Here is a 23,684-nt window from a genome sequence, read left to right on the forward strand (position 1 = left end):
GCACGTGTGTGCGGCGGCGAGGTGTGGAGCCCACCGCGTCATCACCTGCTTGACAGGTGATGGATCCGCGCGCACGCTGGTGGCGTCGTCGGCGGCACCGAGGGAGCCGCCCGGGACCGGCGAAGTGGAGAGTGGCCATGGACGAGGACCGCACCCGCGACCCCGCCGCCGAAGCGCGGCACGCGCGCTACGGGAGGCTTCCCGAGCGCATCCGCTTCGAGGACATGACCGAGGAGGTGGACACGGCGCCGGGCCGCCGGGCGGGCGACCCGTACGACCCCGAGGGCTCCTGGAGGTTCTACAACTGCCTGGCCGTCGACCTGGGCGCGTAGCCCCCGCCCCGCAGTCCCGCAGTCCCGCCGTCCTGCCGTTCTGCCGCGCCGCCGCCCGGCGGACGCCCGTCCGGGGTGCGTCGCCCCGCCGGGGCCGCTGCCTCATGTGCCCGGGACACCGGGTGCAGGAGACTTCTGGCATCCGGTGGGTCGTCGGAGAGGACGGGGTGCTCATGGCTGCGGAGAGTGCGCGGAGAGCCTGGCGGCGACCCCGGTCCCGGCCCCGGCCCCGGTCCCGCCCGGCGGAGCGCCGGCTGGCCATGGCGGGGCTGTGCGCCGTCGTCTGCCTGGTGGCCGGCGGACTGTGGATCGGCTACGTCCTGAGCCACCAGGGGTCCGCCGGGCTCTCCCAGCCCGTCCACCACCTGGCGGTCCTGGGCTACGGTCTCGCCGCCGTCGCCGGCGGGGTGCTGCTGCACGCCCACCGGCCGGGGAACCAACTCGGCTGGGTGCTGCTCGCCTACGGCACGGCGCTGATCGTCCCGCTGGCCGCGCAGACCCCGGTCTGGGTCGAGGTGGACGATCCGCGCGTCGTCGGGGCCGTGGTGGTCCTGACGTCGATCGGGTACACGGTCAGCGGCACGCTCTGGCACGCGCTGCCGCTGTTCCTGCCGGACGGGGCGCTGCCGAGCCGCCGGTGGTGGTTCGCGATCGGCGCCGTGGCCCTGTGGATGCTGCCGCAGGCCTGCTACTACGTCTACCAGCCCACGGTGTTCGGCCGGCCCAACCCGCTCGCCGACACCGCCGTCGCCGGCTGGCTGCGGGCCTTCAACGACCGGCTGCACCTCACCCAGCTCGTCGTGTTCGTGGTGCTGACCGTCCTGGTGGTCCTCGTCCCGCTCGCCCGCACCCGCGGGATGCCCCGGCGCCGCCGGCAGAACGTCCTGATCGCCCTCGGCGTCTACCTGCTGTGGGGCGGCGCCGAACTCGGCTACTACTTCGACGACCAGAGCACCCCCTCCTACGTCGCGTTCGCGGTGGCCTCCGCGCTGTGGACGCTCACCCTGGCCGTGATCGTCGTCCGCGACGGCTCCTGGCGGCTCGACCGGGCGGCCCGGCGGGTCCTGGTCGGGCTGCTGATCGCCGCCGGGCTGGTCGTGGTGTTCGTGCTGGTGGCCTGCGTGCTCTCCACCATGCTGATGCCCGGCCGGCGCGGTGCGGGGGCGCTGCTGCTGGTCGCCGCCGTCTTCCTGCTCGCGGCCGGCCTGCCCCGGGGCGTGCGCTGGGCTTCGGGTGTCGTCGACCGCTGGTACTACGGCGCGCGCGCCCAGCCGTACCAGGTGCTGCGCAGCCTGGCCGGACGGGTCAGCCAGACCGTCGACCCGCAGGACGTGCCCGCCGTGCTCTGTGCCACGGTCAGTGACGAACTCCGGCTCTCCGGTGTGGCGTTGACCGTCTCCACGCGCGGCGGCGAACGCCCGCTGGCGGCCGTCGGCGACCGCTCCGGCAACAGCGAGGCCTTCGCCCTGGTGCACCGGGGCGCCGAGATCGGCCGGCTCACCGTCGCGCCGCGCCCGGGCCAGCGGGCCCTCGACTGCAGCGACCGCGACATCCTGCGCTCGCTCGCCGACCAGGCGGCGCCCGCCGTCGCCTCGCTGCAGCTGATGGAGGACCTGCGGGCCAGCCGCGAGCAGATCGTCGCGGCCCGCGAGGAGGAGCGCCGGCAGCTGCGCCGCGACATCCACGACGGACTCGGGCCGATGCTGGCGGGTCTGCGGCTGCGGTTGCAGGGGGCGGCCGCGGTGGACGACCCGGCGATGTTCTCGGCCACGCTGACGCGGGTCTCGGACGACCTGGCCACGGCGGTCCGGGAGGTGCGGCGGATCACCGACCGGCTCGGCCCCACCGCGCTGGGCGACTACGGGCTGTCGCGGGCGCTGGGCCGGCTCGCGGAGACCTTCAGCGGCGACGACCTCGCCGTCACGGCCCGCCTGGAGCCGGACCCGCTGCCGGAGCTGCCCGCCGCCGTGGAGGTCGCCGTCTACCGGATCACCGCGGAGGCCCTGAACAACGTGCTGCGGCACGCCCGGGCGAGCAGCGCCACGGTGTCCGTGCGGGTGGACGGCGGGGACCTGGAACTCCTCGTCGAGGACGACGGGCAGGGCCCGGGGCGCCGCGGACCGGCCGACCCCGGGGTGGGGCTGCGGTCGATGTCCGAGCGGGCCGCGGAGATCGGCGGCAGCTGCACGGTGGACGCCCTCGGGCGCGGCACCCGGGTGCACGCGGTGCTCCCGCGCCGGCCCGCGAGCGGCTGAGCGCGGCGGCCTGGCCGGGCTGCCGCGGCCGCGGGCCCGGTCCGGACCGGCCCCGCCCCCGGCGCGACGGGCGCTCCGGGGGCGGGATCCGTGACCGGGTTCGAGGACGGGGGATCGATGGCGGGTTCAGTTGCAGTTCGGCGGGTTGGGGCACAGGCCCTTGGGGCCGCCGCCGCCGGGCGCGTGCCCGATGTGCGGTCGGCGCTTCGCTCGGTGGCCGCCTGCGCCGTGCTCGACCGGGCACCTGCACGCCCGGGCGGCCGCGGCGACGCTGATCGCGGCGAAGAACGCCGCGGCACCGGCCGCCAGCAGCGCCGTACTGGCCGTTCTGTCGGTCATGGTGACCTCCACGGTGGGTTTCGCAGGTCGGTCGTGCCGGCCTGCTCCTCCATGCCACCGCCGGTCGCGCCCCGTCCGCATGGGGCGACGGTCCCGTCCCGGTCCCGCCGGGCGGGAGCGCGCTCACGGTTCGTGGCGCGGGCACCGGGGAGCCTCTGTTCGAAGCGTATCCGGGCGAACTCTCGCCGCAAGTCGGCCAGTTGGCACCCGGTGCCAGCCGGTGCGGCGATCCGACCAGGACGGGGGCCGGGACGTCGGCCTCCGTCGGCGTCGGGACGTCGGGGGCTCCGTGCCGGTGCTGGCGGCCCCGGCGCACGGGTGCCTCTTTTCCGCCCCGGTGGGCCGGTCCGGGATAAACTTGACCGGCGGTCAGGTTCTGGCCTGCTGCCGTACTGGACCGGCAGTCCAGTTGTCCGCCGGAGTGTCGACCGGGTGTCCGCGGGGCGCCGGGCGAACAGGGAAGAGGACTCGATGACGGACGGCCGACGCGAACGCGCCGATGCGACCCGCAACCGGCGCGCGATCCTGCGGGCGACCGAGGAGCTCCTCGCGGGGCACCGGCCCGAGCAGATCTCGATGGAGCAGGTCGCGGCCGCCGCCGGGGTGGGGAAGGGCACCGTCTTCCACCGCTTCGGCAGCCGGATGGGCCTGATGCGGGCGCTGATGCAGGAGCGGGCCTTCGACCTGGAGGAGGCGGTGCGCTGCGGGCCGCCGCCGCTGGGCCCCGGCGCCCCGGCCCGGGAGCGGCTGCTGGCCTTCCTGGACGCGGTGGTCGACGTCGTCTCCCGCAACAAGAGCCTGCTGGCCGCGCTCGGCCACGCGGTCTCCGCGAACCCGCCCTCGCCCGACCAGGGGCCGCGCGAGGCGCACCCGGTCTACCGGGCGTGGCACGAGCACCTCGCCGCGCTGCTCGCCGAGCAGCGGCCGGAGCTGGACGCCGAACTCACCGCCCACATCCTGCTCGGCGCGCTGCACAGCGACCCGATCCTGCGCCTGCTGGAGCAGGGCGAGGGGGAGCGGCTGGCGGACGCGCTGCGCGAGCTGGCCGTGTCGCTGCTCGGCCGCTGACGCCGGCCCGTGACAGGGTTGGGAGGGAACGGGTTCGTTCACTAACATCGTCAGTAGCCCCGTGACGGGGAATGGCCGGAGGAACGGGACAACCCGTTCGCCCGCGGGCGCCGACTGCGGCCCCGAACGGAGATTCGGTGGTCCGGAGAACCGCGGCGCGGGTGAACGCGTGTACCGATGGGATCGAGGAAGGACGACTGGAGAAGGTGCGCAGCCATGACCGCTGAAACGGATGCCGTGCGAGGACCGGTGGCGGGCGCCCCGCTGCGGCGACGCGGCGAGGCGCTGGAGAGCGCCATCTACGAGGCGGTCCTCCGACAACTGACCACCGACGGCTACGCCCGGCTGACCATGGAGGGCGTGGCCGCCGCCGCGCAGACCGGGAAGGCCGCGCTCTACCGCCGCTGGTCCTCGAAGGAGGACCTGGTGATGGACGCGCTGAGGGCCAGCCTGCCGCCCGGCGCGTCGGCCCCCGACACCGGCAGTCTCCGCGGCGACCTGCTGGAAGTCGTGGCCAGGCTGCGCGCCGCGATGTTCAGCGAGCTGGGCGCCGCCGTCCGGGCGATCATGAGCGAACTCGACCACCAGCGGGCCCACGCCTTCGTGGCGATCGTCTTCGAGCGGGTGGTCGAGCCGACGACGGCACTGCTCGCCGAGGTGCTGGACCGCGGGACGGAGCGCGGCGAGGTCCGCCCGGGGGCGGTCACCCCGCTGGTCACCGACGTGGTGCCGGCGCTGATGCTGTACCGGATCAAGATGTGCGGCGGGGACGCGGTGCAGCTCGACCCGGAGGAGATCGTGGACGAGGTGCTGCTGCCGATCGTCCGCCCCTGACGGGCGGGGTACGGCGATCGGCAGCGGCCCTCGGGAATTCCCTCCTCCGGAATCGGCCGGAATCAAGCGGGAATCGAGCGGGAATCGAGCGGGAATCCCGACCGGAGCGGTCCGGTGCGGTTACCGGCGAGGGTTCCGGGGGAATTCCGGAGGTTTTCGGTGAAGGCGCGGGAGGCGTTCACGCCCCGCTGCGGCGGAGCATCTCCTCGCGCTCGACGACCTTGACCCGCTCGCGGCCCTCGGCCTCGCCGAGCGCGCGCTCGTGGGCGTCGAGCAGCTGCCAGCCCGCCCAGGTGGTGTACCGGACGCCCTGGCCGCGCAGGTGCTCCTCGATCGCCGCCGGGTCGGGCTCGGCGGCGCCGGGCAGCCGGCCCGCGGCGTGGTCGTCCAGCAGGCAGGCGACGGTCTCGTTGGCGTCGCCCTTGGTGTGGCCGATCAGGCCGACCGGGCCGCGCTTGATCCAGCCGGTGACGTAGGTCGCGGTGCGGTGCGAGCCGTCGCCGTCCAGGACCCGGCCGGCCGTGTGCGGGACGGTGCCGGAGACCGGGTCGAAGGGCAGCTTGGGCAGCTCGTCCGAGTAGTAGCCGACGGCCCGGTAGACCGCCTGCACGTCCCAGTCGGTGAAGCGGCCGGTGCCGCGCACGTTGCCGGTGCCGTCCGGCTCGGTGCGCTCGGTGCGCAGCCCGACCACCCGGCCGTCCTCGCCGAGGACCTCCGCCGGGGACTCGAAGAAGTGCAGGAAGACGCGGTGCGGGCGGTCGCCGACGTCGCGGATCGCCCAGTTCTCCAGCGTCGCCGCGACCAGGTCGACGTGCTTGACCGCGCGGCGCTGGGCGATCGAGCCGGCGTCGTACTCGATGTCCTCGGGGTCGACGATCACCTCGATGGTGGGGGAGTGGTCCAGCTCGCGCAGCTCCATCGGGCTGAACTTGGCCTGGGCCGGGCCGCGGCGGCCGAAGACGTGCACCTCGCGGGCGCGGTTGTGCTTCAAGCCCTCGTGGACGTTCCCGGGGATCTCGGTGGGCAGCAGCTCCTCGGCGGTCTTGGCGAGGATGCGGGCGACGTCCAGCGCGACGTTGCCGACGCCGAGCACCGCGACCTTCTCGGCGTCGAGCGGCCAGCTGCGGGGCACGTCCGGGTGGCCGTCGTACCAGGAGACGAAGTCGGCCGCGCCGTAGGAGCCGTCCAGGTCGACGCCGGGCAGGTCCAGCGGACGGTCGGCGGTCGCGCCGGTGGCGAAGACCACGGCGTCGTAGAACCGGTGCAGGTCGTCCAGGGCGAGGTCGGCCGGGTAGTCGACGTTGCCGAACAGCCGCACCTGCGGCTTGTCGAGCACCTGGTGCAGGGCCGTCACGATGCCCTTGATGCGGGGGTGGTCGGGGGCGACGCCGTAGCGGATCAGACCGAACGGCGCGGGCATCCGCTCGAACAGGTCGATCGAGACGCCCGGCGTCCGGGCGGAGTCGGACTTCAGCAGGGCGTCGGCGGCGTAGATGCCGGCGGGGCCGGCTCCGACGATCGCGACTCTGATCGGGCGAGGCATGACGGGCGGTCCTCCGGTGGGTGCGCAGCAGGAGGTGGTCTGGACCCGTTCAGCCAACCCCGAGGTGGGGCGCGGGTGTAGTCGGTTCCGATCTATGGGGTCATAGGGACGACCTATGGGTACGCGGGAACCCGGGGCGGCCGGGCCGGGCGGGTGCCCGGAACAGCCGCGTGGGGTGGTGTGCATGTGGGTGGTGTCCGCGTGGGTGGTCCGCGTGGACGGTCAGCTCCCGTCGGCCGGGGTCTGGGCGGGCACGGCCGGCGGCTGTGCCGCGGCCCCCGCGGTCTTGCCGCCGTCGGCCGGTCCGTCCGCGATCCGGGCGGCGGAGGCCTCGAAGAAGCGCAGCAGCTCCACCGGGAACGGAAGCACCAGCGTCGAGTTCTTCTCCGCCGCGACCTCGACCACGGTCTGCAGCAGTCGCAGCTGCATCGCCGCCGGGGTCTCGGCCATCCTGGTGGCCGCCTCGGCGAGCTTGGACGCGGCCTGGAACTCGCCGTCGGCGGTGATGATCCGGGCCCGGCGCTCGCGGTCGGCCTCGGCCTGGCGGGCCATCGAGCGCTTCATCGAGTCGGGCAGGCTCACGTCCTTGATCTCCACCCGGTCGATGTGCACGCCCCAGCCGGTCGCCGGGCTCTCCAGCATGACCTCCAGCCCCTGGTGCAGGTTCTCCCGGCCGGAGAGCAGGTCGTCCAGCTCGCTCTTGCCGATGACCGAGCGCAGCGAGGTCTGGGCGACCTGCAGCATGGCGAAGGCGTAGTTCTGCACGTCCACGGTGGCCCGGATCGGGTCGATCACCCGGAAGTACAGCACGGCGTCGACGCTGACCGAGACGTTGTCCTTGGTGATGCCCTCCTGCGCGGGCACCGGCATGGTGACGACCTGGACGTTGACCTTGCGCATCCGGTCCAGCACCGGCAGCAGCAGGGTGACGCCGGGCTCGCGGACCCGGCCGCTCACCCGCCCGAGGCGGAACACCACGCCGCGTTCGTACTGCTGCACCACCCGCACACCGGTCACCAGCCAGAGCAGGACCACCACGGCGACGATCACGGCCACTGCCACGATTCCGACCTCCCCCGTCGCGGCGCAGCCGGGCCGGGTCCGGGTGGGCCCTGTCGCTCGGTGCGAGCCGCGCAGGACAGTATGCTCCCGGCCCGCCGGGCCGGACAGACGGGTGCGGGGCGGTTTTGACGGATCTTTGCCACCGGCTCCGCTGCGGGCGCCTGCGGCCCTGAGCAGGTGGCTCGTCAGCGGACCGCGCCCCGGCGGACGGCGCCTCAGTGGACAGCGCCTCAGCGGACAGGGCTTCAGCGGGCGCCGGCGCGTTCCGGCTGCTTCGCGCCCGGTGCCGCTGCGGCCTCGACCCGGCGGCGCGGGCGGCCGGCCAGCGCGTTGATCGCCGCGACGGCCAGGCCCAGCCCGAGCGCGATCAGCCAGGCGCGCCGCTGGTCGAGGTGCGGACCGGCTGCGACCGAGGCCAGCACGGCCACGCCCAGGGTGCTGCCGAGCTGGCGGGAGGTGCTGGCGAGCGCGGAGGCCACGCCCGCCTGCTGCGCCGGCAGACCGGTCACCGCGGTGTTGGTGATCGGCGGGTTGACCAGGCCGAAGCCGAGCCCGAGCACGAGGTACCCGGCCGCGTACGGCAGGTAGCCGTCGCCCCCGGCCGCCAGGGCGAGCAGTCCGGCGCCCAGCGCCAGCAGCAGGCCGGAGCCCACCAGCAGCCGGCGCGCCCCGACCACCAGGAGGAGCCGGCCGCTCAGCGGCGACACCACGGCGATCATCAGCGTCGCCGGGAGCAACGCCAGTCCCGTCTCCAGCGCGGAGGCGTGCCGCTGCTGCTGCCAGTACACGCTGGACACGAACAGGAAACCGGCGAGGATCGCGAACGCCAGCACCGCGCTGACCGTGGCGGCGGTGAAGGTCGGACGGCGCAGCAGCGCGAGCGGGAACACCGGGTGCGCCCGCTCCTTCTCGACGGCCACGAACGCCACTCCGCCGCCCACCGCCAGGGCCCCGCACACCAGCGGGGTGACGCCGCCGAAGCCGGCGTGGGCGCCGTGGATGAGCAGTTCGGTGACGCCGAACACGGCGACCGCGCCCAGGGCCAGCCCGACCGGGTCGAACGGACGGGGCGCACCGGCCCTGGTCTCCGGTACGCGCACCGACGCGGCCAACGCGAGGACCACCACCGGCAGGTTGACCAGGAAGATCCACCGCCAGCCCAGCGCGTCGATGAGCGAGCCGCCGACCAGCGGGCCGACGGCGGCGGCCAGCCCGAAGATGGCCGCCCAGAAGCCGATCGCCCGGGCCCGGCGCACCGGGTCCTCGATCGCCGTGGTCAGGGTGGACAGCGCGTTGGGGCCGAGCAGCGCGGCACCGCAGCCCTGCAGGACACGGACGGCGATCAGCTGGTCGGGGCTGCCGGCGAGTGCGCAGCCCAGCGAGCCGACGCCGAAGACGAGCAGTCCGGCGCGGAACATGGTGCGCCGCCCGAGGCGGTCGCCGAGGGCCCCGGCGAGGAGCAGCAGCACCGCGAGGGTCAGCGTGTAGGCGTCCACGATCCAGGCCAACTGGGAGGGCCCGGCCGCGAGTTCGGAGCGAAGGGTGGGCAGGGCGACGTTCACCGCGGTGGAGTCGAGGCTGGTGATGAACAGGGAGGCGCCGCAGACGACGGTCAGGCCGGTCGGGCCGAGGACCCGGTGTTCGCGCGGCGGCCGGTGGACGTGTCGGGGCACGGCGGACGGCATGGGGGACCCCTTCCGGGTCGAGACGGGAAACGGCGACGGGCGGGGCGCGCCCCGGCGCGGAGGCCGGTCGGGCGGGCTGCGGTCGCTCTTCCTCGAACCTAGGCGGCCTGCGGATTTGCAGCAATCGGCAAAATGGCAACTGATACTTTCACCTGGTGCAACTGTCCTCGGTCGACCTCAACCTGCTGGTGGTCCTCGACGCCCTCCTGCAGGAGAGCTCCGTCACCCGCGCCGCGGACCGGCTCAACCTCTCCGTCCCGGCCACCAGCCGCGCCCTCGGCCGGCTGCGCCGCGCCTTCCAGGACCCGCTGCTGGTGCGCTCCGGTCGCGGGCTGCGGCCCACCGCCGCCGCCGTGGACCTCCGACCGCGGCTGAGGCTCTGGCTCGAACAGGCCGAGGAGCTCCTCGACCGTCAGGCCCGCCCGCTCGACCGCAGCCTGACCGTCGTCGCGCCGCAGGACCTGATCATCACCAGGAGCGCCGACCTGCTCGCCCGCCTCGCCGCGGCCGCCCCCGCCGCCGAACTGCGCCTGCTGGCCTCCGACGGCGGGCGGGACGGCGCCGAAGCCGTCCGGGACGGCACCGCCGACCTCGCCGTCGTGGTCAACGCCGCCAAGTACCCGGACCTGCGCTCGCTCGGCCTGGTCCGGGCCGGACTCACCGCCGCCGTCCGGGCGGACCACGGCCTGACCCGCGGCGAGGTGACCGCCGAGCGCTTCGCCGCCGCCGGGCACGTCCTGGTCTCCCGCAGCGGGCGGCCGGAGGAGGCGCTCGACCGGGAGCTGCGCGAGGCCGGCGTGCCCCGCACCGTCCGCTGCGTCGTCCCCGGCTACCTCGCCGCGCTGCAGCTGGTCGGCCGGACGGACCTGGTCACCGTCGCCCCCGCCGTGCTGGTCCGCGAGCCGGGCGCGGCCCTCGGCGTCGTGCCGGTCGACGTCCCCGCCCGGCTGCGGCCGCTGCGGGTCACCCTCCTGTGGCACCCGCGCCGGGACCAGGACCCGCTGGTGCGGCTGCTGCGGGAGAGCCTGGGCGCGCTGGCCGCGGAGCTCACCGGGGCGGGCGACGAGCCGCCGCACTGAGCGGCCGGACCGGGCGGCGGGACTGGGCGGCCGGCCTGTGCTGCCGGCCTGTGCTGCCGCGTCGAACTGCCGCACGGATCCGCCGCGTCGAACTGCGGCGTGGAGCCGCCGCTTCGAACTGCCGATCGGGCCGGAGTGCGGAGGCGAAGGCGCCGGGTGCGGGACCGTACCGGTGGCCCGTCGGGACGGATACCGTCACCGGGTGACCACGACGAGCAACTCCACGTCGCCGGAGGCCGGTTCCGTCCGGCCGCCACTGGTGACCCGGGCCCTGCTGCTGCGCTTCGTCTCGCTGTTCGGGTCCTCCGTCGGCTTCAACCTGCTGCTCTCCGCCGTCCCGCTGTACGCCCAGGAGTCCGGCGGCGGCGACCACGCGGCCGGCCTGGCCACCGGTGCGCTGATGCTGGCCACCGTCGTGGGCGAGCTGGCCACGCCCGCGCTGACCGCCCGGTTCGGCTACCGCCCGGTGCTGGCCGCCGGGTTGGTGCTGCTGGGCGCGCCCGCGCTGGTGCTGGCCGCGACCGCTTCGATGGCGGCGGTGGTGGTGGTCTGCCTGCTGCGCGGGATCGGCTTCGCGACCGCGTTGGTGGCGGGCGGGGCGCTGACGGCCTCGCTGATCCCGGCCGAACGGCGCGGGGAGGGGCTCGCGCTGGTCGGGGTGGTCTCCGGAGTGCCGTCCGTGGTCGGCCTGCCGATCGGCGTCTGGCTGGGCCAACACGTCGGCTGGGACTGGGTGTTCGCGATCGGGGCGGTGGCCCCGCTGGCCGCCGTCGCCTCCGTCCCCGCCCTCCCGGACCGCAGGGCCGCGTCCGGTCCGGCGGTGGGACTGCGGGAGGGGCTGCGCAGTGCCGCCCTGCTGCGACCGGCGACGGTGTTCGGCGCCACGGCGCTGGCGGCGGGAGTCATCGTCACCTTCCTGCCGCTCGCCGTCCCGTCCGGCGGAGCCGTCGCGGTCGCGCTGCTGGTCCAGCCCGGGGCGGCCACGCTGGCCCGCTGGCTGGCCGGGCGGTACGGGGACCGGCGCGGCTCGGCCGGGCTGGTGCTGCCCGCCCTGCTCGCCGCGGCGGCCGGGATGCTGCTGCTGGCCTGGACGGACAGCGCGGTGGCGGTCGTCGCGGGGGCGGCGGTGTTCGGTGCCGGCTTCGGCGCCGCGCAGAACGCGACGCTGGCGCTGATGTACACCCGGGTGCCGCCGTCCGGGTACGGCACCGTGACCGCGCTGTGGAACGTCGCCTACGACGGGGCGATGGGCGTCGGCGCGGTCGCCTTCGGGGCGGTCGCGGGCGGGACGGGCTATCCGTGGGCGTTCGCCCTCACGGCGGCGGTGATGCTCGCGGCGCTCGCCCCGGCCCGGTGGGACCGGGGGAGCGCCGCGCCGGAGTGAGGGACGCGCCGGGGTGAGCGCCGCGCCGGGCGCGGACCCCCTGCCCGGTGTGACCGCCCGTCAGGCCCGGAAGACGGCCGCGTGCTCGGCGGCGAACTCGGCGAAGGAGCGGGCCGGGCGCCCGGTCAGCTTCTCCACGTCCGGGCTGACCGCCGCGGCCTGCCCCGACGCGTACAGCCCGTACAGCTCGACCATGCCCTCGGCCCGCCACGGGTCCCAGCCGGCGCCGAGCATCCCGGCCAGGGCCTGCTCCGGCGCGAGCGCGGTGTACGCCACGTCGCGGCCCGCGACCGCGCCCAGCTGCTCGGCCAGCTCGTCGTGGGTGAGCCCGGCCGGGCCGGTCAGGGTGTAGACCGCGCCTTCGTGGCCGTCGGTCGCCAGCACCTCGACGGCCGCCGCGGCGACGTCCCGCGCGTCCACGTACGACACCGCGCCGGTGCCGCCCGGCACGGCCAGCGTGCCGGACCTCACCGACCCGGCCATGCCCAGGAAGTTCTGGTAGAAGCCGTTCGGCGCGAGGACCGTCCACGGCAGGCCGGAGGCCCGCAGGTGGTCGAGGCCGCTGACGTGCGAGCCGACGAAGCGCACGCCCTCCGGGCGGTGCTCGACGCCCGCCGCCGCGTGCAGCACGATCCGCGGGCGGCGCCCGGTGCGCACCGCGGCGTCGATCACGTTCCGCTCGTGCCCGGCCATCTCGGGGTGCACGGCCACCAGCAGGTAGACCACGTCGGCGCCGGCCAGGGCCGCGTCCAGCGACTCCGGGTCCGCGAAGTCGGCGGCCACCCGCTCGACCGCGTCGTCCCACCCGGCCGGCCCCGACGAACCGGCGCGCACCACGGCCCGCACCGTCGCACCGCGCTCCCGCAGCCCCGCGACGACCTCGGACCCGACCGTACCGGTGGCACCCGTCACGACGATCACGGATGGCACTCCTCCCCGTTGTGGACCCGGACCTGATTCCGCGTCAGGCCGATGATCGCAGCCGGGTGGTGCGGGATCAAGGCCGGGTCCGGGGGCCGCGGCCCGCGGCGTCGCACCGCCGACGGTGCTTACCGACACGCACGGGCCGGGCCGTTGCTCGACTTGCCGCAGGGTGGGCGCTTGGATGGTTCCGCCCTGGTCAAACGGACGGACCCGTACGGGGTCACGCCCGGCCCGCGGCCCGAACACCCCGGCAAGCCGAGGAGTCACCACCGTGCACGACACCCCCGACCCCGCCGTCGTGGCCCGCCGGATCGCCGAACGGCGGGAGCAACTGGGCCTCGGCGAGGAGGAGCTGGCACGACGGGCGGCGATGGCGCCCCGCTACCTGCGGCACCTCCTCGAAGCCGGGCCCGGGTTCGACCCGGGGGGCTTCGTCCGGATCGCCGCCGCCCTCGGCAGCAGCACCGACGAGCTGCTGTCGGGCCGCGCCGACGCCCCGCCCGGGCACGGCGGCCCCGGGCCGCGGCCGCAGCTGGAGAACCTCACCGAGGCCGAGTGCTGGGAGCTCGTCGGCACCCACGGCATCGGCCGGATCGGCCTGCCGGTCGAGCCGGGGCCGGTGGTGCTGCCCGTCAACTACGTGGTCGACCGGGCCTCCTTCGCCTACCGGACCGGTGCGCGCCACGCCACCGCGCCGGAGGAGGGCGCCGCGGTCTCCTTCCAGGTCGACCACATCGACGAGTACCTCGGCCGCGGCTGGAGCGTGCTCGCCCTGGGCCCGGCCCACTACGAGGACGACCCGGGCGAGCTGGAACGCCTGGACGGCCTGGTCGGCGCGGCACCGTGGGTGGGCGGCGACCGCCGGCTCTGGGTCCGGATCCGGCCGGAGGAGGTCACCGGCCGACGGCTGGTCACGGGCTGAGGCGGCCGTCGCCCCGTGCTGTCGCCCCCGGCACCGGCAGCGGTGACCGGCTGCGGCATCATGGCGAGGTCAGCGGAGTCGGCCCCGGGGGAGTGCGGTCGTGCAGTTCGTCGTCCACCGGGACCCGGTCGGTCGCGCCGCGTCCCACCACATCGCGCGCGCCGACCTGGCCCCCTTCGGACTGGACGGGCGGGTCGAGCAGCTGTGGCTCCGGGCCCTGAACGACGGGAGCCACCAGGTCGCCTGCATACCCTTCGCGGCCTACGGGATCGCCCTGGGCGACACCGTGCTGCTCGACGACGAGGACTACGTCAGCGAGGTCGTCGGGACGGCCTGGCACCGGACGCTGCGGCTGGTGTTCGTCCCCGGCCTGCCGGCCGACGACCTCCGCGCGGCCGCCGACGGGATGAGGGCCGAGACCGGCGCGGCCGGACTGCTGAGCGAGTGGGAGGGCGACCGCCTCGTCGCCGTCGACGTCCCGCCCGACGTCGAGCCCGCCGGGCTGCTCGCCGTGATGGGGGCGCTGGTCGAGGCCGGACACGCCCGCTGGGAGTGGGCCGACGCGATGCCGTTCGCCGCCCGCTCCTGACGCCTCCTCGGTGAGCCGCGCCGCGCGTCGCCACGCGCGCGGTGCGCGGCGCGCGGTGCTCGACAAGCGATGCGCGGTGCTCGACAAGCGATGTGCGACGGACGAGGTCGGGCGAGGCGGGGCCGTCAGCCGCGGTCGAGCAGCTCGCGGACGCGGTCGGCGACGAGCGCGGGCTGCTCGGCCTGGATGAAGTGCCCGGAGTCCACGCGCTCGTAGCGTCCGTCGGGCAGGGCCTCGGTCCAGCGGCGCTGGTGTTCCTGGAGCGCCGGGTGGTTGCGTTCGCCGCCCCGCCGGGGGCGGTCGGCGGAGAGCAGGACGGTCGGGCAGGCCGGGGGCACCGGGGGCCGGGCCCGCAGGCGGGGGACGGCGGCGGCCACCGCGCGGAACTCGCGGCGGGTCTGGGCGATGCCGGCCGGGACGAAGTCCTCGGCGAGCATGGTGGCGTAGGTCTCGGGCGGGAAGACCCGGCGGACCTCGCCGCCGGCCAGGCGGGCGACCGCCCGGAGCCGGATCAGGGGCCCGACGACCGCGAGCGTACGGTCGACCCGCCGGGCGATCTGCTCCATCGCGTCGTACGCCGGGGCGGTCTCCGGCGTGGGGTCGACCAGCAGTACCCCGCGCAGCCGGGGCGCCAGCCGCTCGGCGGCGAGGCGGGCCACCAGACCGCCCATGCTGTGGGCGACCAGGACGAAGCGGCCCGGGACGGTGGCGTCCACCAGGGCGACCAGGTCGGCCGCCAGGTCCTCGACGGTCAGCGGGGCGTCGCTGCGCGGGCTGCGGCCGAAGCCGGAGCGGTCGTACGCGACCAGCCGGGCGCGGTCGGCGAGCAGCGGCAGGACCGGGTCCCAGGAGGTGCGGCCGAGGCCCTGGCCCGCCTCGAAGAGCACGTGGTCGGGGCCGTGGCCGGACTCCTCGACGTACAACGGCCGTCCGTTGACGGTCACCTCCCGTCCGCTGGTGCGACCCGTCCGTGGTGCCTGCCGTGTGCGGCGCATGTGCTGGTGCCCCCGTTCCGCGCGCCCGGATCCCCGTCCGGGCGCTGACCGTTTTCATCTTTGAGAATGGTAGCGGCTGTGAAATCGTGGAGCAATGGACCACGATCCCGCCGACCTTCTCCTGCACCCGGTGCGCCTGCGCGTGGTGCACGCCCTCGCCGGGGGCCGAGTGCTCACCACCACGCAGCTGGGCGAACGGCTGTCCGGCGTCTCGAAGGTGACGGTGTACCGGCACGTCGCGCTGCTCGCCGAGGCGGGCTTCCTGGAGGTCGCGGAGGAGCACCGGGTGCGGGGCGCCGTGGAACGGCACTACCGGCTGCGCGAGGACCGTCCGGCGGTGGACGGCGCCACCGCCGCCGCGATGTCGACGGAGGACCACCGCCGGGGCTTCGCGGCCGCGATGGCCGTCCTGCTCGCCGAGTTCAACGCCTACCTCGACCGGGACGACGCCGACCCGGCGGCCCAGGGCGTGTCCTACCGGCAGGGCACGTTCTGGCTCAGCCCCGAGGAACTCGCCGAGCTGGGCGGCGAGTTGTTCGCGGTGCTGGCGCCGCGGCTGGCCAACCGCCCGGCACCGGAGCGGGATCCGTACCTGATCAGCCCGATCGTCTTCCCGGCCGCGGGATCCGCCGGAGCGGCCGCTGACGGTCCGTGAGCCCGACCGTCGGCCCCGGGGCCGGCCGCCCCTGCGCGGCCCGTGGACGCGCGCGCCGATGACTGGTATCCAGGCCACTGGGCAGCCGGACGGAGCCGGCGCCGCGCCGGGACGTACCACCAGGAGAGCAGGGGCGATGCGCAGAGTTCTGATCGTCGGTGCCGGGCAGGCCGGACTCCAACTGGCCCTGGGGCTGCAGGCCCACGGCTACGACGTGACGGTGCTGACGGACCGCAGCGCGGAGGAGGTGCGCGCCGGACGGGTGCTGTCCAGCCAGTGCATGTTCGACTCCGCGCTGCGCACCGAGCGCGCCCTCGGCCTCGACCTGTGGGCCGACGAGGCACCCCGGATCGAGGGCGTCGGGGTGTCGGTGGCCATGCCGGACGGGCCGCGGGTGATCGACTGGGTGGGGCGGCTGGACGCCTACGCGCAGTCCGTCGACCAGCGGCTGAAGATGTCGACCTGGCTGGAGGCCTTCGCCGGGCGCGGCGGCCGGGTGGAGCTGCGCACGGTGACCGCCGCCGACCTGCAGCACCTGGCCGGCTCGTACGACCTGGTGCTGGTCGCCTCCGGCAAGGGCGTGCTGGGCTCGCTGTTCGAGCGCGACCACGCGCACTCGCCGCACGAGCGGCCGCAGCGCGCGCTGGCCGCCGCCTACGTGCACGGGCTCGCGCCGCGCCCCGAGCACGACTTCCCCGCGGTGCGCTGCAACGTGGTGCCCGGCATCGGCGAGTTCTTCGTGATGCCCGCCCTGACCATGTCGGGGCCGTGCGACATCCTGCTCTGGGAGGCCATGCCGGGCGGACCGGCGGACGCCTTCGACGGGCTCCGCGACCCGGCCGAACACCTCAGGGTGACACTGGAGTTGATGAGGACCTTCACGCCTTGGGAGTACGACCGGGCCCGCGCCGGTGTCGAACTCACCGACGCCGGCGCCACCCTGGCCGGGCGCTTCACCCCGGTGGTCCGCCGCCCGGTCGGCGAACTGCCGGGCGGCGCCGCGGTGCTGGGCGTGGCGGACGTCGTGGTCACCAACGACCCGGTCACCGGGCAGGGGGCCAACAACGCCGCCAAGTGCGCGGCGGTCTACCTGGAGGCGATCCTCGCCCACGGCGACAAGCCCTTCGACCGCGACTTCCAGCAGGCCGCCTTCGACGGCTTCTGGGAGATCGCGGGCCCGGTCACCACCTGGTCCAACGCGATGCTCGCCCCGCCGCCCCCGCACGTCCTCGACCTGCTCGTCGCCGCCGGCGAGCACCAGGCGGTGGCGGACCGCTTCGCCAACAACTTCAACGACCCGGCGGACGTGGCGCGGTGGTACCTCGACCCGGACCGGGCCGCCGCGTACCTGGCCTCGGTCACGACCGGAAGCTGAAAGGTCAAGAGCTTCCCAAATCGGGTGCGATCGCGCGTCGATCATGGTGGGTTCGTGTCGCCCCCTCGCCGAGGGGGACATTCGGCTCGGAACACGAGCAGTACGGACATCCGGACAACAGGAGACAGCGGTGGCGGTCGACGGGGGCAACATGGCCCAGGTTGTGATCGATACGGCGTACAACGAGCGCAAGCGGCTGCACACCGGCCGCAGTCGGACCACCACCATGATCGTGCTGGGTGTCCTGGCCGGGATCGGCCTGTTCCTGGCGCTGGTCGTCGGCAAGTCCGACCCGGACTCCGCGCCGACCTGCGACGGCCACACCATGACCCGGAACAGCGAGTGCCGGATCTGGTCCAACCACGGCGGCGGGGGCATCTACTCGTACGACGAGATGATCGACCGTCGGGAGTCCTCCAACGGCGTGTGGCGGGTCATCGGCTTCGGCGGCGCCGGCCTCGCCGTCGTCCTGATGGCGGTCGCCTACACCAAGCTCGACCCGAACCGCCCCTGGGGCAAGCCGGTCAGCGCGGCCTGCCCGCGCTGCCGGGAGCTCAACCTGCGGGAGAAGCTCACCGTCCACAGCGTCACCAAGGGGCGCACCACCCACCGCTACAGCGGCATCGTCACCCTCTGCACCCCGGCCTGCGGCTTCTCCACGATCCGCCAGCGCTGACCGGTCCGGCCGCTCGGCGCCCGGGCCCCGTCCTCCGGTCCCTGCGCCCGGGCCCTGCGCTCCGGTCCCCGCCCTCCGGGCCGGGACCGGAATGGGCCGTCCGCCTCCCACCCACTACGCTCGGTGCGGATCGAACGGACGATTGGGTGAAGCGAGTGAGCAGGTGGGAGCGGGCGCTGGACGCGGCCGGCGTGCACGACCCCGGGCTGCGGGCCGACTACGGCCGACAGCGCCGGCAGGTCGCCCGGTACAAGCGGGAGGTCACCCTGGCCGCCGGTCTGCTGCTCCCGGACCGCACCGTCCCGCACGTGATCGCGGCCGCCGCCTTCATGCACCGCACCGACACCCTGCTCGACAGCGGCCCGCTCGCCGAGCGCCGGGCGGCGTCCGCCCGCTGGCAGCGGGAGGTCACCGGGAGCCTCGACGCCGACCGCACCGACGACCCCGAGCTGCGCCCGCTGCTGAACAGCGTCGCCGCGCACCCCGCCCTGCGCGGGCACGTCCTGGACTTCCTGGCCGCGGCGGAGACGGACCTCGACTTCACCGGGTTCGCCACCGAGGAGGAGTACCAGGCGTACGTGGACGGGTACTCGCTGCCCGGCTTCATGCTCGTCGCCGGGCTGCTCGGCCCGGACGGCGACCAGGCCGCCTACCGCGCCGCCTGCCGCACCTACATCGACGCCGCCCAGCGGCTGGACTTCGTCAACGACCTCGCCGAGGACCTGGCCGAGGGCCGGCTGACCGTCCCTGCGGACACTCTGAGCCGGCACGGCGTCACCCGGGCCGACCTGGAACAGGCCCGCGACCTGCCGGCCGTCCGGACGCTGCTCGGCGAACTGCTCGACCGGGCCGACCGGGCCCTCGCCGAGGGCGGCGCCGTCGTCGAACTGGTGCCGGCCGCCCACCGGCCGATGGTCCGCTGCCTCCTCGGCGTGGACGGGCTCGTCAGCGCCGCCGCCCGTGCCGACCTGGGCGCGCTGCTGCGCCGCTCCGCGAGCCCGGCCAAGGGGGCCGCGCTGCGCCTGCTGGGCCGCGAGTACCTCCGGGCCCGCCGGCTGCGCGGCTGAGGGGCCCGCCGCTTGCGCGGCTGAGCGGCCGGGCGGTCCGCCCGCGCCACCGCTGACGAATCGTCAGGGTCCGTGCCGTGTGCGTGAGTCGGCTCCGTGGGGTGGGCCGGCCCGGGACGCCGCTTCGGCGGGGCCGCTGCCGTGAAGTCCACAGCCGACCTGCGGACTATACCCCAGTCGACACATCTTGAACGCACGAGCCCCAGGCGTCACTCCAGGGCGCAGTAGGCGCCCGGCCTGTGTCGAGACTTCGCCGAAGTCCCTGCCTGCACTCCGTCATCGTCACTGATAGTCGCGACGATGACGCATTGCGTGTTCATGGCACCCCCTTCAGGTGATGGATGCGTTCAGGAAGATAACGAAAAGGCCCCGCCTTCTCTCGCCTTGGATTTACTTCTTGACTCCATCTGGCACATGCGGGTTGACTCCCTCCCACTCCGCCGCACTGTCGCGGCGACGTCAGGGAGGCACCCCCACATGAACGCAATGATGCGTCGCGCCGTCATCGCCACCGCAGCCGTCTCGATGGCCCTGTCCATGGCCGCCTGCGGCAAGGCCGGCAGCGACAAGAAGGACTCCGCCGCGAGCGGCGACAACAAGTCCATCGGCCTGCTGCTGCCCGAGAACGCGTCCTCGACCCGCTACGAGTCCTTCGACCGCCCGTTCATCGAGGCCAAGGTCAAGGCGCTGTGCGCGGACTGCAAGGTGCTCTACAACAACGCCGAGGGCAGCGCGGCCAAGCAGAAGCAGCAGTTCGACACCCTGATCGCCCAGGGCGTGAAGGTCATCGTCCTGGACGCCTTCGACGCCACCTCGACCCAGTCCTGGGTCAAGGAGGCCGCCGCCAAGGGCGTGAAGGTCGTCGCCTACGACCGCCTGGCCACCGGCCCGGTCGCCGCCTACGCCTCCTTCGACAACGAGAAGGTCGGCGAGCTGCAGGGCCAGGCCCTGGTCGACGCGCTCGGCGCGCAGGCCGCCGACGCCAACGTCGTCATGATCAACGGTGACGACGCGGACCCGAACGCCGGCCAGTTCAAGGCCGGTGCGCACAAGGTGCTCGACGGCAAGGTGAAGAAGGTCGTCTACGAGCAGTCCGGCGAGTGGAAGCCCACCGTCGCCGGCCAGAAGATCGGTGCCGCGATCACCCAGCTCGGCAAGGACGGCTTCCAGGCCGTCTACTCCGCCAACGACGGCATGGCGGGCGCCATCATCACCCAGCTCCAGGGTGCGGGCATCAAGGTCCCGGTCGGCGGCCAGGACGCCGGCCTCGACGCCATCCAGCGGATCGTCAACGGCGACCAGGCCTACACCATCTACAAGGCCTACAAGCCGCTCGCCGACACCGCCGCCGAGCTGGCCGTCGACCTCCTGCAGGGCAAGGACGTCAAGTCCGTGGCCACCGCCAGCGTCGACAGCGCCACCGACAAGGGCATCCCGGCCAAGCTGCTCGACCCGAAGGTCGTCACCAAGGCCAACATCAACGACACCGTCATCGCCGACGGCCTGTACAAGGCCGCCGACATCTGCACCGCGGACTACGCCGCCGCCTGCGCCACCGCCGGCCTGAAGTAGCACCGCCCGGGCGGAGCTCCCCGCCTCCCCGGGGAGCACCGCCCGCAGCGCGCGGCAGGCCCCGGCCCGCCCCGACAGCCCCTTTTCGACGTTCACCCGCCCGCTCCGCACGGCGCGCGGGCCACACCGGCCGCCGACCCACCATCACGGCGTGCGCGGGAAGAAGGAGATGGTTCACGTGACAGGCGCACCCGTACTGGCGTTGCGCGGGGTCTCCAAGCGCTTCGGCGCCGTCCAGGCACTGACCGACGTGCACCTGGAGGTACACGCCGGCGAGGTGGTGGCCCTGGTGGGCGACAACGGCGCCGGAAAGTCCACGCTGGTGAAGACCATCGCCGGCGTCCACCCCATCGACGAGGGGACGATCGAGTGGGAGGGCCAGGCGGTCTCCATCGGCCGCCCGCACGACGCCCAGGCCCTCGGCGTCGCGACCGTCTACCAGGACCTCGCGCTGTGCGACAACCTCGACGTGGTCGGCAACCTCTTCCTCGGCCGTGAGCTGAAGCGGTTCGGCACGCTCGACGAGGTCGCCATGGAGAAGCGCGCCCGCGAACTCCTCGACACGCTCTCCATCCGCATCCCGAGCGTGCGCATCCCCATCGCCGCCCTCTCCGGCGGCCAGCGCCAGGTGGTCGCCATCGCCCGCGCCCTGGTCGGCGACCCCAAGATCGTCATCCTGGACGAGCCCACCGCCGCCCTCGGCGTCGAGCAGACCGCCCAGGTCCTCGACCTCGTCGAGCGCCTGCGCGACCGCGGCCTCGGCGTCATCCTGATCAGCCACAACATGGCCGACGTCAAGGCCGTCGCCGACACCGTCGCCGTCCTGCGGCTGGGCCGCAACAACGGCGTCTTCGAGGTGGCGAACACCTCGCACGAGGAGATCATCTCCGCCATCACCGGCGCCACCGAGAACGCCGTCACCCGCCGCCAGGCACGACTCGCGGAGGAAGCGAAGTGACCACCGAGCAGACCACCCCCGACACCCCCGCACCGGCCGCCCCCGCGGTCGACCCCCGCCTGCTCGTCCGCGAGGCCGGTCTGGCCGGCTACGTCGCCGAGTTCAAGCAGAAGATGAAGAACGGCGACCTCGGCTCCGTGCCCGTCGTCCTCGGCCTGATCCTCATCGGCGTCATCTTCCAGAGCGTCACCGGCGACTTCCTCAACGCCGACAACCTCACCAACATCACCAAGTGGATCGCCGGCCCCGGCCTGATCGCCGTCGGCATCGTCTTCGTGCTCCTCCTCGGCGAGATCGACCTCTCGCTCGGCTCCGTCGCCGGCGTCGCCGCCGCGATAGCCGCCGTCCTGTCCGTGCGCTCCGGCTACAACGAGTGGCTCGCCTGCCTCATCGCCATCGCCGCCGCCGTCGCGATCGGCGCCCTGCACGGCTTCTTCTTCGCCAAGATCGGCGTCCCGGCGTTCGTCGTCACCCTCGCCGGCCTGCTCGCCTGGAGCGGCCTGCAGCAGTACGTCCTGGGCGACAAGGGCACCGTCAACGTCGTCAACGACGGCGTCCTCGCCAACCTGGACACCTACTTCCTCGGCGACGGCGACGTCGCCTACACCTGGGGCCTCGCCGTCCTCGGCGTCGCGCTCTTCGGCGCCGGGCAGATCATGGACGCCCGCCGCCGCAGCGCGGCCGGCCTCGCGGCCCGCCCGATGAGCGAGATCGCGCTGCGCACCGGCGTCCTCGCCGTCATCGCGCTGACCGCCGCCTACATGCTCAACCAGGACCGCGGCCTGCCGCTGCCCCTGCTCGTCTTCCTCGGCGTCGTCGTCATCACCGACTTCGTCCTGCGCCGCACGAGCTACGGCCGGCAGATCTTCGCGGTCGGCGGTGGCGTGGAGGCCGCCCGCCGCGCGGGCATCAACGTCGCCTGGGTCCGGATCTCGGTCTTCATGATCTCGGCCGGCATGGCGGCCCTCGGCGGTCTGTTCATCGCCTCGCAGCAGGGTTCCGCGGACAAGATCCTCGGCGGCGGCAACGTCCTGATGAACTCCATCGCGGCGGCCGTCATCGGCGGCACCAGCCTGTTCGGCGGACGCGGCAAGACCTGGTCGGCCCTGCTCGGCATCCTGGTCATCCAGTCGATCATCACCGGGCTCGACCTGGTCCACGTCAACCAGGCCATCCAGTACATGATCACCGGCGCCGTCCTGCTCGCCGCCGTCGTCCTGGACTCGGTGTCCCGACGCACCCGCAAGACCGCCGCGCGCTGACCCGCCGTCACGCGCTGCCCGGGCCGGCCCGGTACCCATCCTTCGGGTACCGGGCCGGCCCGTGCCGTGTGCGTGAGCCCGGCCGCATACGGCGTCCACAAGAGGCGCTCGCCGCAGCCGCCGCCGCCCTGCGTGGACCGCTGCGCCGAGTCGTCGCGGGGCCGGCTCGCCGGGGGCACGGGCTGAACGAGCGAAGCCTTCGCCGGGTCGGGTGTGGCAGACGACGGAGTGATCCCCGGGATCGGCATCCTGCTGGTGGCCCGATCAGCAGGCGAGTGGGTGCCACCGCACCGATCGCTCGCCCACCAGGTAAGGACAGCCCGTGAAGTCATTCGGGAAGATCAGCGCCATGTGCGCCGCCGTTGCAGCAGCCGCTCTCCTGGGCGCTCCCGCCGCTCACGCCCAGGGCGACGGCGGACTGCTCGGCCTCGGTCTCCTCAACACCCCCGCCCTCACCGTCGCGTGCATCCCCGGAGGGCTGGTGAGTCAAGGCAGCCCGTCCACCGGCAACCAGAACACCGGCTGCAGCCAGTCCGCTTCCGGAGCGGAAGCAACGCCGTCGTCGAGCGCCGGTGGCCTGCCCGCGCGCCAGACCGTCAGTTCGTCCGTCGCCGCCCAGCCCGGAGAGCTCGCCACCGCAAGTGCGCGCTGCCCGGCGGGGACGGTGGTCACGGGCGGTGGCCTCGCGACGGATGCCGGCTCCTCCTGGGACATCAAGAGCTCCGCCGCCACCGGGACCGCCGACCCGAGCACCGGGGGCGCCTGGTCGGCGAGTGCCAAGAACACCGGCACCGCGCCCCAGATGCTCACCGTCCATGCGGTCTGCGCGGGCCGCGCGGCCTGAACCACGGCCCGCCACCGGTTGCGGCCCCCGGGGCCCGGACCCGACAGCCCCTGTCGGATCCGGGCCCCGGCACCCCGACACGGCGGAATGGCAGCGGAACGATCAATGAGTGGAGCGGGTGCGGATCAACCGCACCCGCTCTTCCGTGCCTGCCCCAGTACACCTTTCCCGACGAGCTGTCAGGTCGTGTTCGAGGGCGAAACATCGCAGGTCGCTGGCGGATCGCTCAAGCGCCGCTGAAGAGGCGGTGGCGATGCGCCGTGG

Annotated in this window: 22 protein-coding genes; 16 read left to right on the top strand and 6 right to left on the bottom strand. The window is 74.4% G+C overall.

Annotated features, from left to right (window positions below):
* Positions 1 to 137 precede the first annotated feature (137 nt).
* Positions 138 to 332, top strand: coding sequence for a hypothetical protein (locus tag ACIRST_RS02335; RefSeq protein ID WP_350523119.1), 195 nt, complete (start codon positions 138 to 140; stop codon positions 330 to 332).
* A gap of 260 nt (positions 333 to 592) precedes the next feature.
* Positions 593 to 2,587 (top strand): sensor histidine kinase, encoded by a 1,995-nt coding sequence (locus ACIRST_RS02340; protein ID WP_402799306.1) that lies wholly within the window; start codon positions 593 to 595, stop codon positions 2,585 to 2,587.
* 126 nt (positions 2,588 to 2,713) lie between these two features.
* Here ACIRST_RS02340 and ACIRST_RS02345 read toward each other — a convergent pair whose 3' ends face one another.
* Positions 2,714 to 2,926 (bottom strand): hypothetical protein, encoded by a 213-nt coding sequence (locus tag ACIRST_RS02345; RefSeq protein WP_350523117.1) that lies wholly within the window; start codon positions 2,924 to 2,926, stop codon positions 2,714 to 2,716.
* A gap of 471 nt (positions 2,927 to 3,397) precedes the next feature.
* On the opposite strand from ACIRST_RS02345, the gene ACIRST_RS02350 reads away from it, so the two are divergent.
* A complete protein-coding gene (locus ACIRST_RS02350; protein WP_396545802.1) occupies positions 3,398 to 3,994 on the top strand; it encodes a TetR/AcrR family transcriptional regulator in 597 nt (198 codons plus the stop codon).
* Between the two features lie 216 nt (positions 3,995 to 4,210).
* Entirely contained in the window at positions 4,211 to 4,828 is a 618-nt protein-coding gene (locus tag ACIRST_RS02355; protein WP_350523115.1) for a TetR-like C-terminal domain-containing protein, read from the top strand.
* Between the two features lie 178 nt (positions 4,829 to 5,006).
* Here ACIRST_RS02355 and ACIRST_RS02360 read toward each other — a convergent pair whose 3' ends face one another.
* The 3 genes from ACIRST_RS02360 to ACIRST_RS02370 all read right to left on the bottom strand — a co-directional run bounded on the left by ACIRST_RS02360 (position 5,007) and on the right by ACIRST_RS02370 (position 9,118).
* Positions 5,007 to 6,371 carry an FAD-dependent oxidoreductase gene (locus ACIRST_RS02360; protein WP_402799310.1) on the bottom strand — a complete coding sequence of 455 codons (1,365 nt, stop codon included), beginning with the start codon at positions 6,369 to 6,371 and terminating at the stop codon, positions 5,007 to 5,009.
* 222 nt (positions 6,372 to 6,593) lie between these two features.
* Positions 6,594 to 7,436, bottom strand: a complete 843-nt coding sequence (locus tag ACIRST_RS02365; protein WP_402799382.1) for a slipin family protein — start codon at positions 7,434 to 7,436, stop codon at positions 6,594 to 6,596.
* Positions 7,437 to 7,678: 242 nt separating this feature from the next.
* Positions 7,679 to 9,118, bottom strand: a complete 1,440-nt coding sequence (locus tag ACIRST_RS02370; protein ID WP_402799312.1) for an MFS transporter — start codon at positions 9,116 to 9,118, stop codon at positions 7,679 to 7,681.
* A 155-nt stretch (positions 9,119 to 9,273) separates the two neighbouring features.
* Between ACIRST_RS02370 and ACIRST_RS02375 the strand changes: the two genes are divergently transcribed.
* Both ACIRST_RS02375 and ACIRST_RS02380 read left to right on the top strand, forming a co-directional pair.
* Entirely contained in the window at positions 9,274 to 10,197 is a 924-nt protein-coding gene (locus ACIRST_RS02375; RefSeq protein WP_350523111.1) for a LysR substrate-binding domain-containing protein, read from the top strand.
* Positions 10,198 to 10,399: 202 nt separating this feature from the next.
* Positions 10,400 to 11,581: an MFS transporter gene (locus tag ACIRST_RS02380; RefSeq protein WP_350523110.1), complete on the top strand. Its 1,182-nt coding sequence runs from the start codon at positions 10,400 to 10,402 to the stop codon at positions 11,579 to 11,581.
* A gap of 60 nt (positions 11,582 to 11,641) precedes the next feature.
* On the opposite strand, the gene ACIRST_RS02385 is transcribed toward ACIRST_RS02380, so the two are convergent.
* On the bottom strand, positions 11,642 to 12,502 hold the full coding sequence (locus ACIRST_RS02385) for an NAD(P)H-binding protein (RefSeq protein WP_402799313.1): 861 nt from the start codon (positions 12,500 to 12,502) through the stop codon (positions 11,642 to 11,644).
* Between the two features lie 274 nt (positions 12,503 to 12,776).
* On the opposite strand from ACIRST_RS02385, the gene ACIRST_RS02390 reads away from it, so the two are divergent.
* Entirely contained in the window at positions 12,777 to 13,427 is a 651-nt protein-coding gene (locus ACIRST_RS02390; RefSeq protein WP_350523108.1) for a pyridoxamine 5'-phosphate oxidase family protein, read from the top strand.
* 100 nt (positions 13,428 to 13,527) lie between these two features.
* Positions 13,528 to 14,016, top strand: coding sequence for a DUF4265 domain-containing protein (locus ACIRST_RS02395; protein ID WP_402799316.1), 489 nt, complete (start codon positions 13,528 to 13,530; stop codon positions 14,014 to 14,016).
* Positions 14,017 to 14,141: 125 nt separating this feature from the next.
* On the opposite strand, the gene ACIRST_RS02400 is transcribed toward ACIRST_RS02395, so the two are convergent.
* Complete coding sequence (locus ACIRST_RS02400; RefSeq protein WP_402799318.1) at positions 14,142 to 14,960, bottom strand: alpha/beta fold hydrolase; 819 nt, start codon at positions 14,958 to 14,960, stop codon at positions 14,142 to 14,144.
* A gap of 145 nt (positions 14,961 to 15,105) precedes the next feature.
* Here ACIRST_RS02400 and ACIRST_RS02405 point away from each other — a divergent pair, with 145 nt between their 5' ends.
* The 8 genes from ACIRST_RS02405 to ACIRST_RS02440 all read left to right on the top strand — a co-directional run bounded on the left by ACIRST_RS02405 (position 15,106) and on the right by ACIRST_RS02440 (position 23,420).
* Positions 15,106 to 15,666 (top strand): helix-turn-helix domain-containing protein, encoded by a 561-nt coding sequence (locus tag ACIRST_RS02405; RefSeq protein ID WP_350523105.1) that lies wholly within the window; start codon positions 15,106 to 15,108, stop codon positions 15,664 to 15,666.
* A gap of 136 nt (positions 15,667 to 15,802) precedes the next feature.
* Positions 15,803 to 17,041, top strand: a complete 1,239-nt coding sequence (locus tag ACIRST_RS02410) for a styrene monooxygenase/indole monooxygenase family protein (RefSeq protein ID WP_402799320.1) — start codon at positions 15,803 to 15,805, stop codon at positions 17,039 to 17,041.
* A gap of 130 nt (positions 17,042 to 17,171) precedes the next feature.
* Complete coding sequence (locus ACIRST_RS02415) at positions 17,172 to 17,717, top strand: hypothetical protein (protein ID WP_396545784.1); 546 nt, start codon at positions 17,172 to 17,174, stop codon at positions 17,715 to 17,717.
* A 155-nt stretch (positions 17,718 to 17,872) separates the two neighbouring features.
* Positions 17,873 to 18,784, top strand: a complete 912-nt coding sequence (locus ACIRST_RS02420; protein ID WP_402799322.1) for a phytoene/squalene synthase family protein — start codon at positions 17,873 to 17,875, stop codon at positions 18,782 to 18,784.
* Between the two features lie 477 nt (positions 18,785 to 19,261).
* Entirely contained in the window at positions 19,262 to 20,356 is a 1,095-nt protein-coding gene (locus tag ACIRST_RS02425; protein WP_350523101.1) for a substrate-binding domain-containing protein, read from the top strand.
* 169 nt (positions 20,357 to 20,525) lie between these two features.
* Positions 20,526 to 21,314, top strand: a complete 789-nt coding sequence (locus ACIRST_RS02430) for an ATP-binding cassette domain-containing protein (protein WP_350523100.1) — start codon at positions 20,526 to 20,528, stop codon at positions 21,312 to 21,314.
* Positions 21,311 to 22,576: an ABC transporter permease subunit gene (locus ACIRST_RS02435; RefSeq protein ID WP_350523099.1), complete on the top strand. Its 1,266-nt coding sequence runs from the start codon at positions 21,311 to 21,313 to the stop codon at positions 22,574 to 22,576. Before ACIRST_RS02430 ends, ACIRST_RS02435 begins: the two co-directional genes overlap by 4 nt.
* 322 nt (positions 22,577 to 22,898) lie before the next feature.
* Positions 22,899 to 23,420, top strand: coding sequence for a hypothetical protein (locus ACIRST_RS02440; RefSeq protein ID WP_350523098.1), 522 nt, complete (start codon positions 22,899 to 22,901; stop codon positions 23,418 to 23,420).
* Positions 23,421 to 23,684: the final 264 nt, after the last annotated feature.

The sequence above is a fragment of the Kitasatospora sp. NPDC101447 genome, from assembly GCF_044767225.1.
Taxonomy (GTDB): Bacteria; Actinomycetota; Actinomycetes; order Streptomycetales; family Streptomycetaceae; genus Kitasatospora.

Excerpts from the sequence above, each read along its gene's own strand:
- ACIRST_RS02335 (WP_350523119.1), top strand. The coding sequence starts at position 138 with ATGGACGAGGACCGCACCCGCGACCCCGCCGCCGAAGCGCGGCACGCG.
- ACIRST_RS02340 (WP_402799306.1), top strand. The coding sequence starts at position 593 with ATGGCGGGGCTGTGCGCCGTCGTCTGCCTGGTGGCCGGCGGACTGTGG.
- ACIRST_RS02345 (WP_350523117.1), bottom strand. The coding sequence starts at position 2,926 with ATGACCGACAGAACGGCCAGTACGGCGCTGCTGGCGGCCGGTGCCGCG.
- ACIRST_RS02350 (WP_396545802.1), top strand. The coding sequence starts at position 3,398 with ATGACGGACGGCCGACGCGAACGCGCCGATGCGACCCGCAACCGGCGC.
- ACIRST_RS02355 (WP_350523115.1), top strand. The coding sequence starts at position 4,211 with ATGACCGCTGAAACGGATGCCGTGCGAGGACCGGTGGCGGGCGCCCCG.
- ACIRST_RS02360 (WP_402799310.1), bottom strand. The coding sequence starts at position 6,371 with ATGCCTCGCCCGATCAGAGTCGCGATCGTCGGAGCCGGCCCCGCCGGC.
- ACIRST_RS02370 (WP_402799312.1), bottom strand. The coding sequence starts at position 9,118 with ATGCCGTCCGCCGTGCCCCGACACGTCCACCGGCCGCCGCGCGAACAC.
- ACIRST_RS02405 (WP_350523105.1), top strand. The coding sequence starts at position 15,106 with ATGGACCACGATCCCGCCGACCTTCTCCTGCACCCGGTGCGCCTGCGC.
- ACIRST_RS02410 (WP_402799320.1), top strand. The coding sequence starts at position 15,803 with ATGCGCAGAGTTCTGATCGTCGGTGCCGGGCAGGCCGGACTCCAACTG.
- ACIRST_RS02425 (WP_350523101.1), top strand. The coding sequence starts at position 19,262 with ATGAACGCAATGATGCGTCGCGCCGTCATCGCCACCGCAGCCGTCTCG.
- ACIRST_RS02430 (WP_350523100.1), top strand. The coding sequence starts at position 20,526 with ATGGTTCACGTGACAGGCGCACCCGTACTGGCGTTGCGCGGGGTCTCC.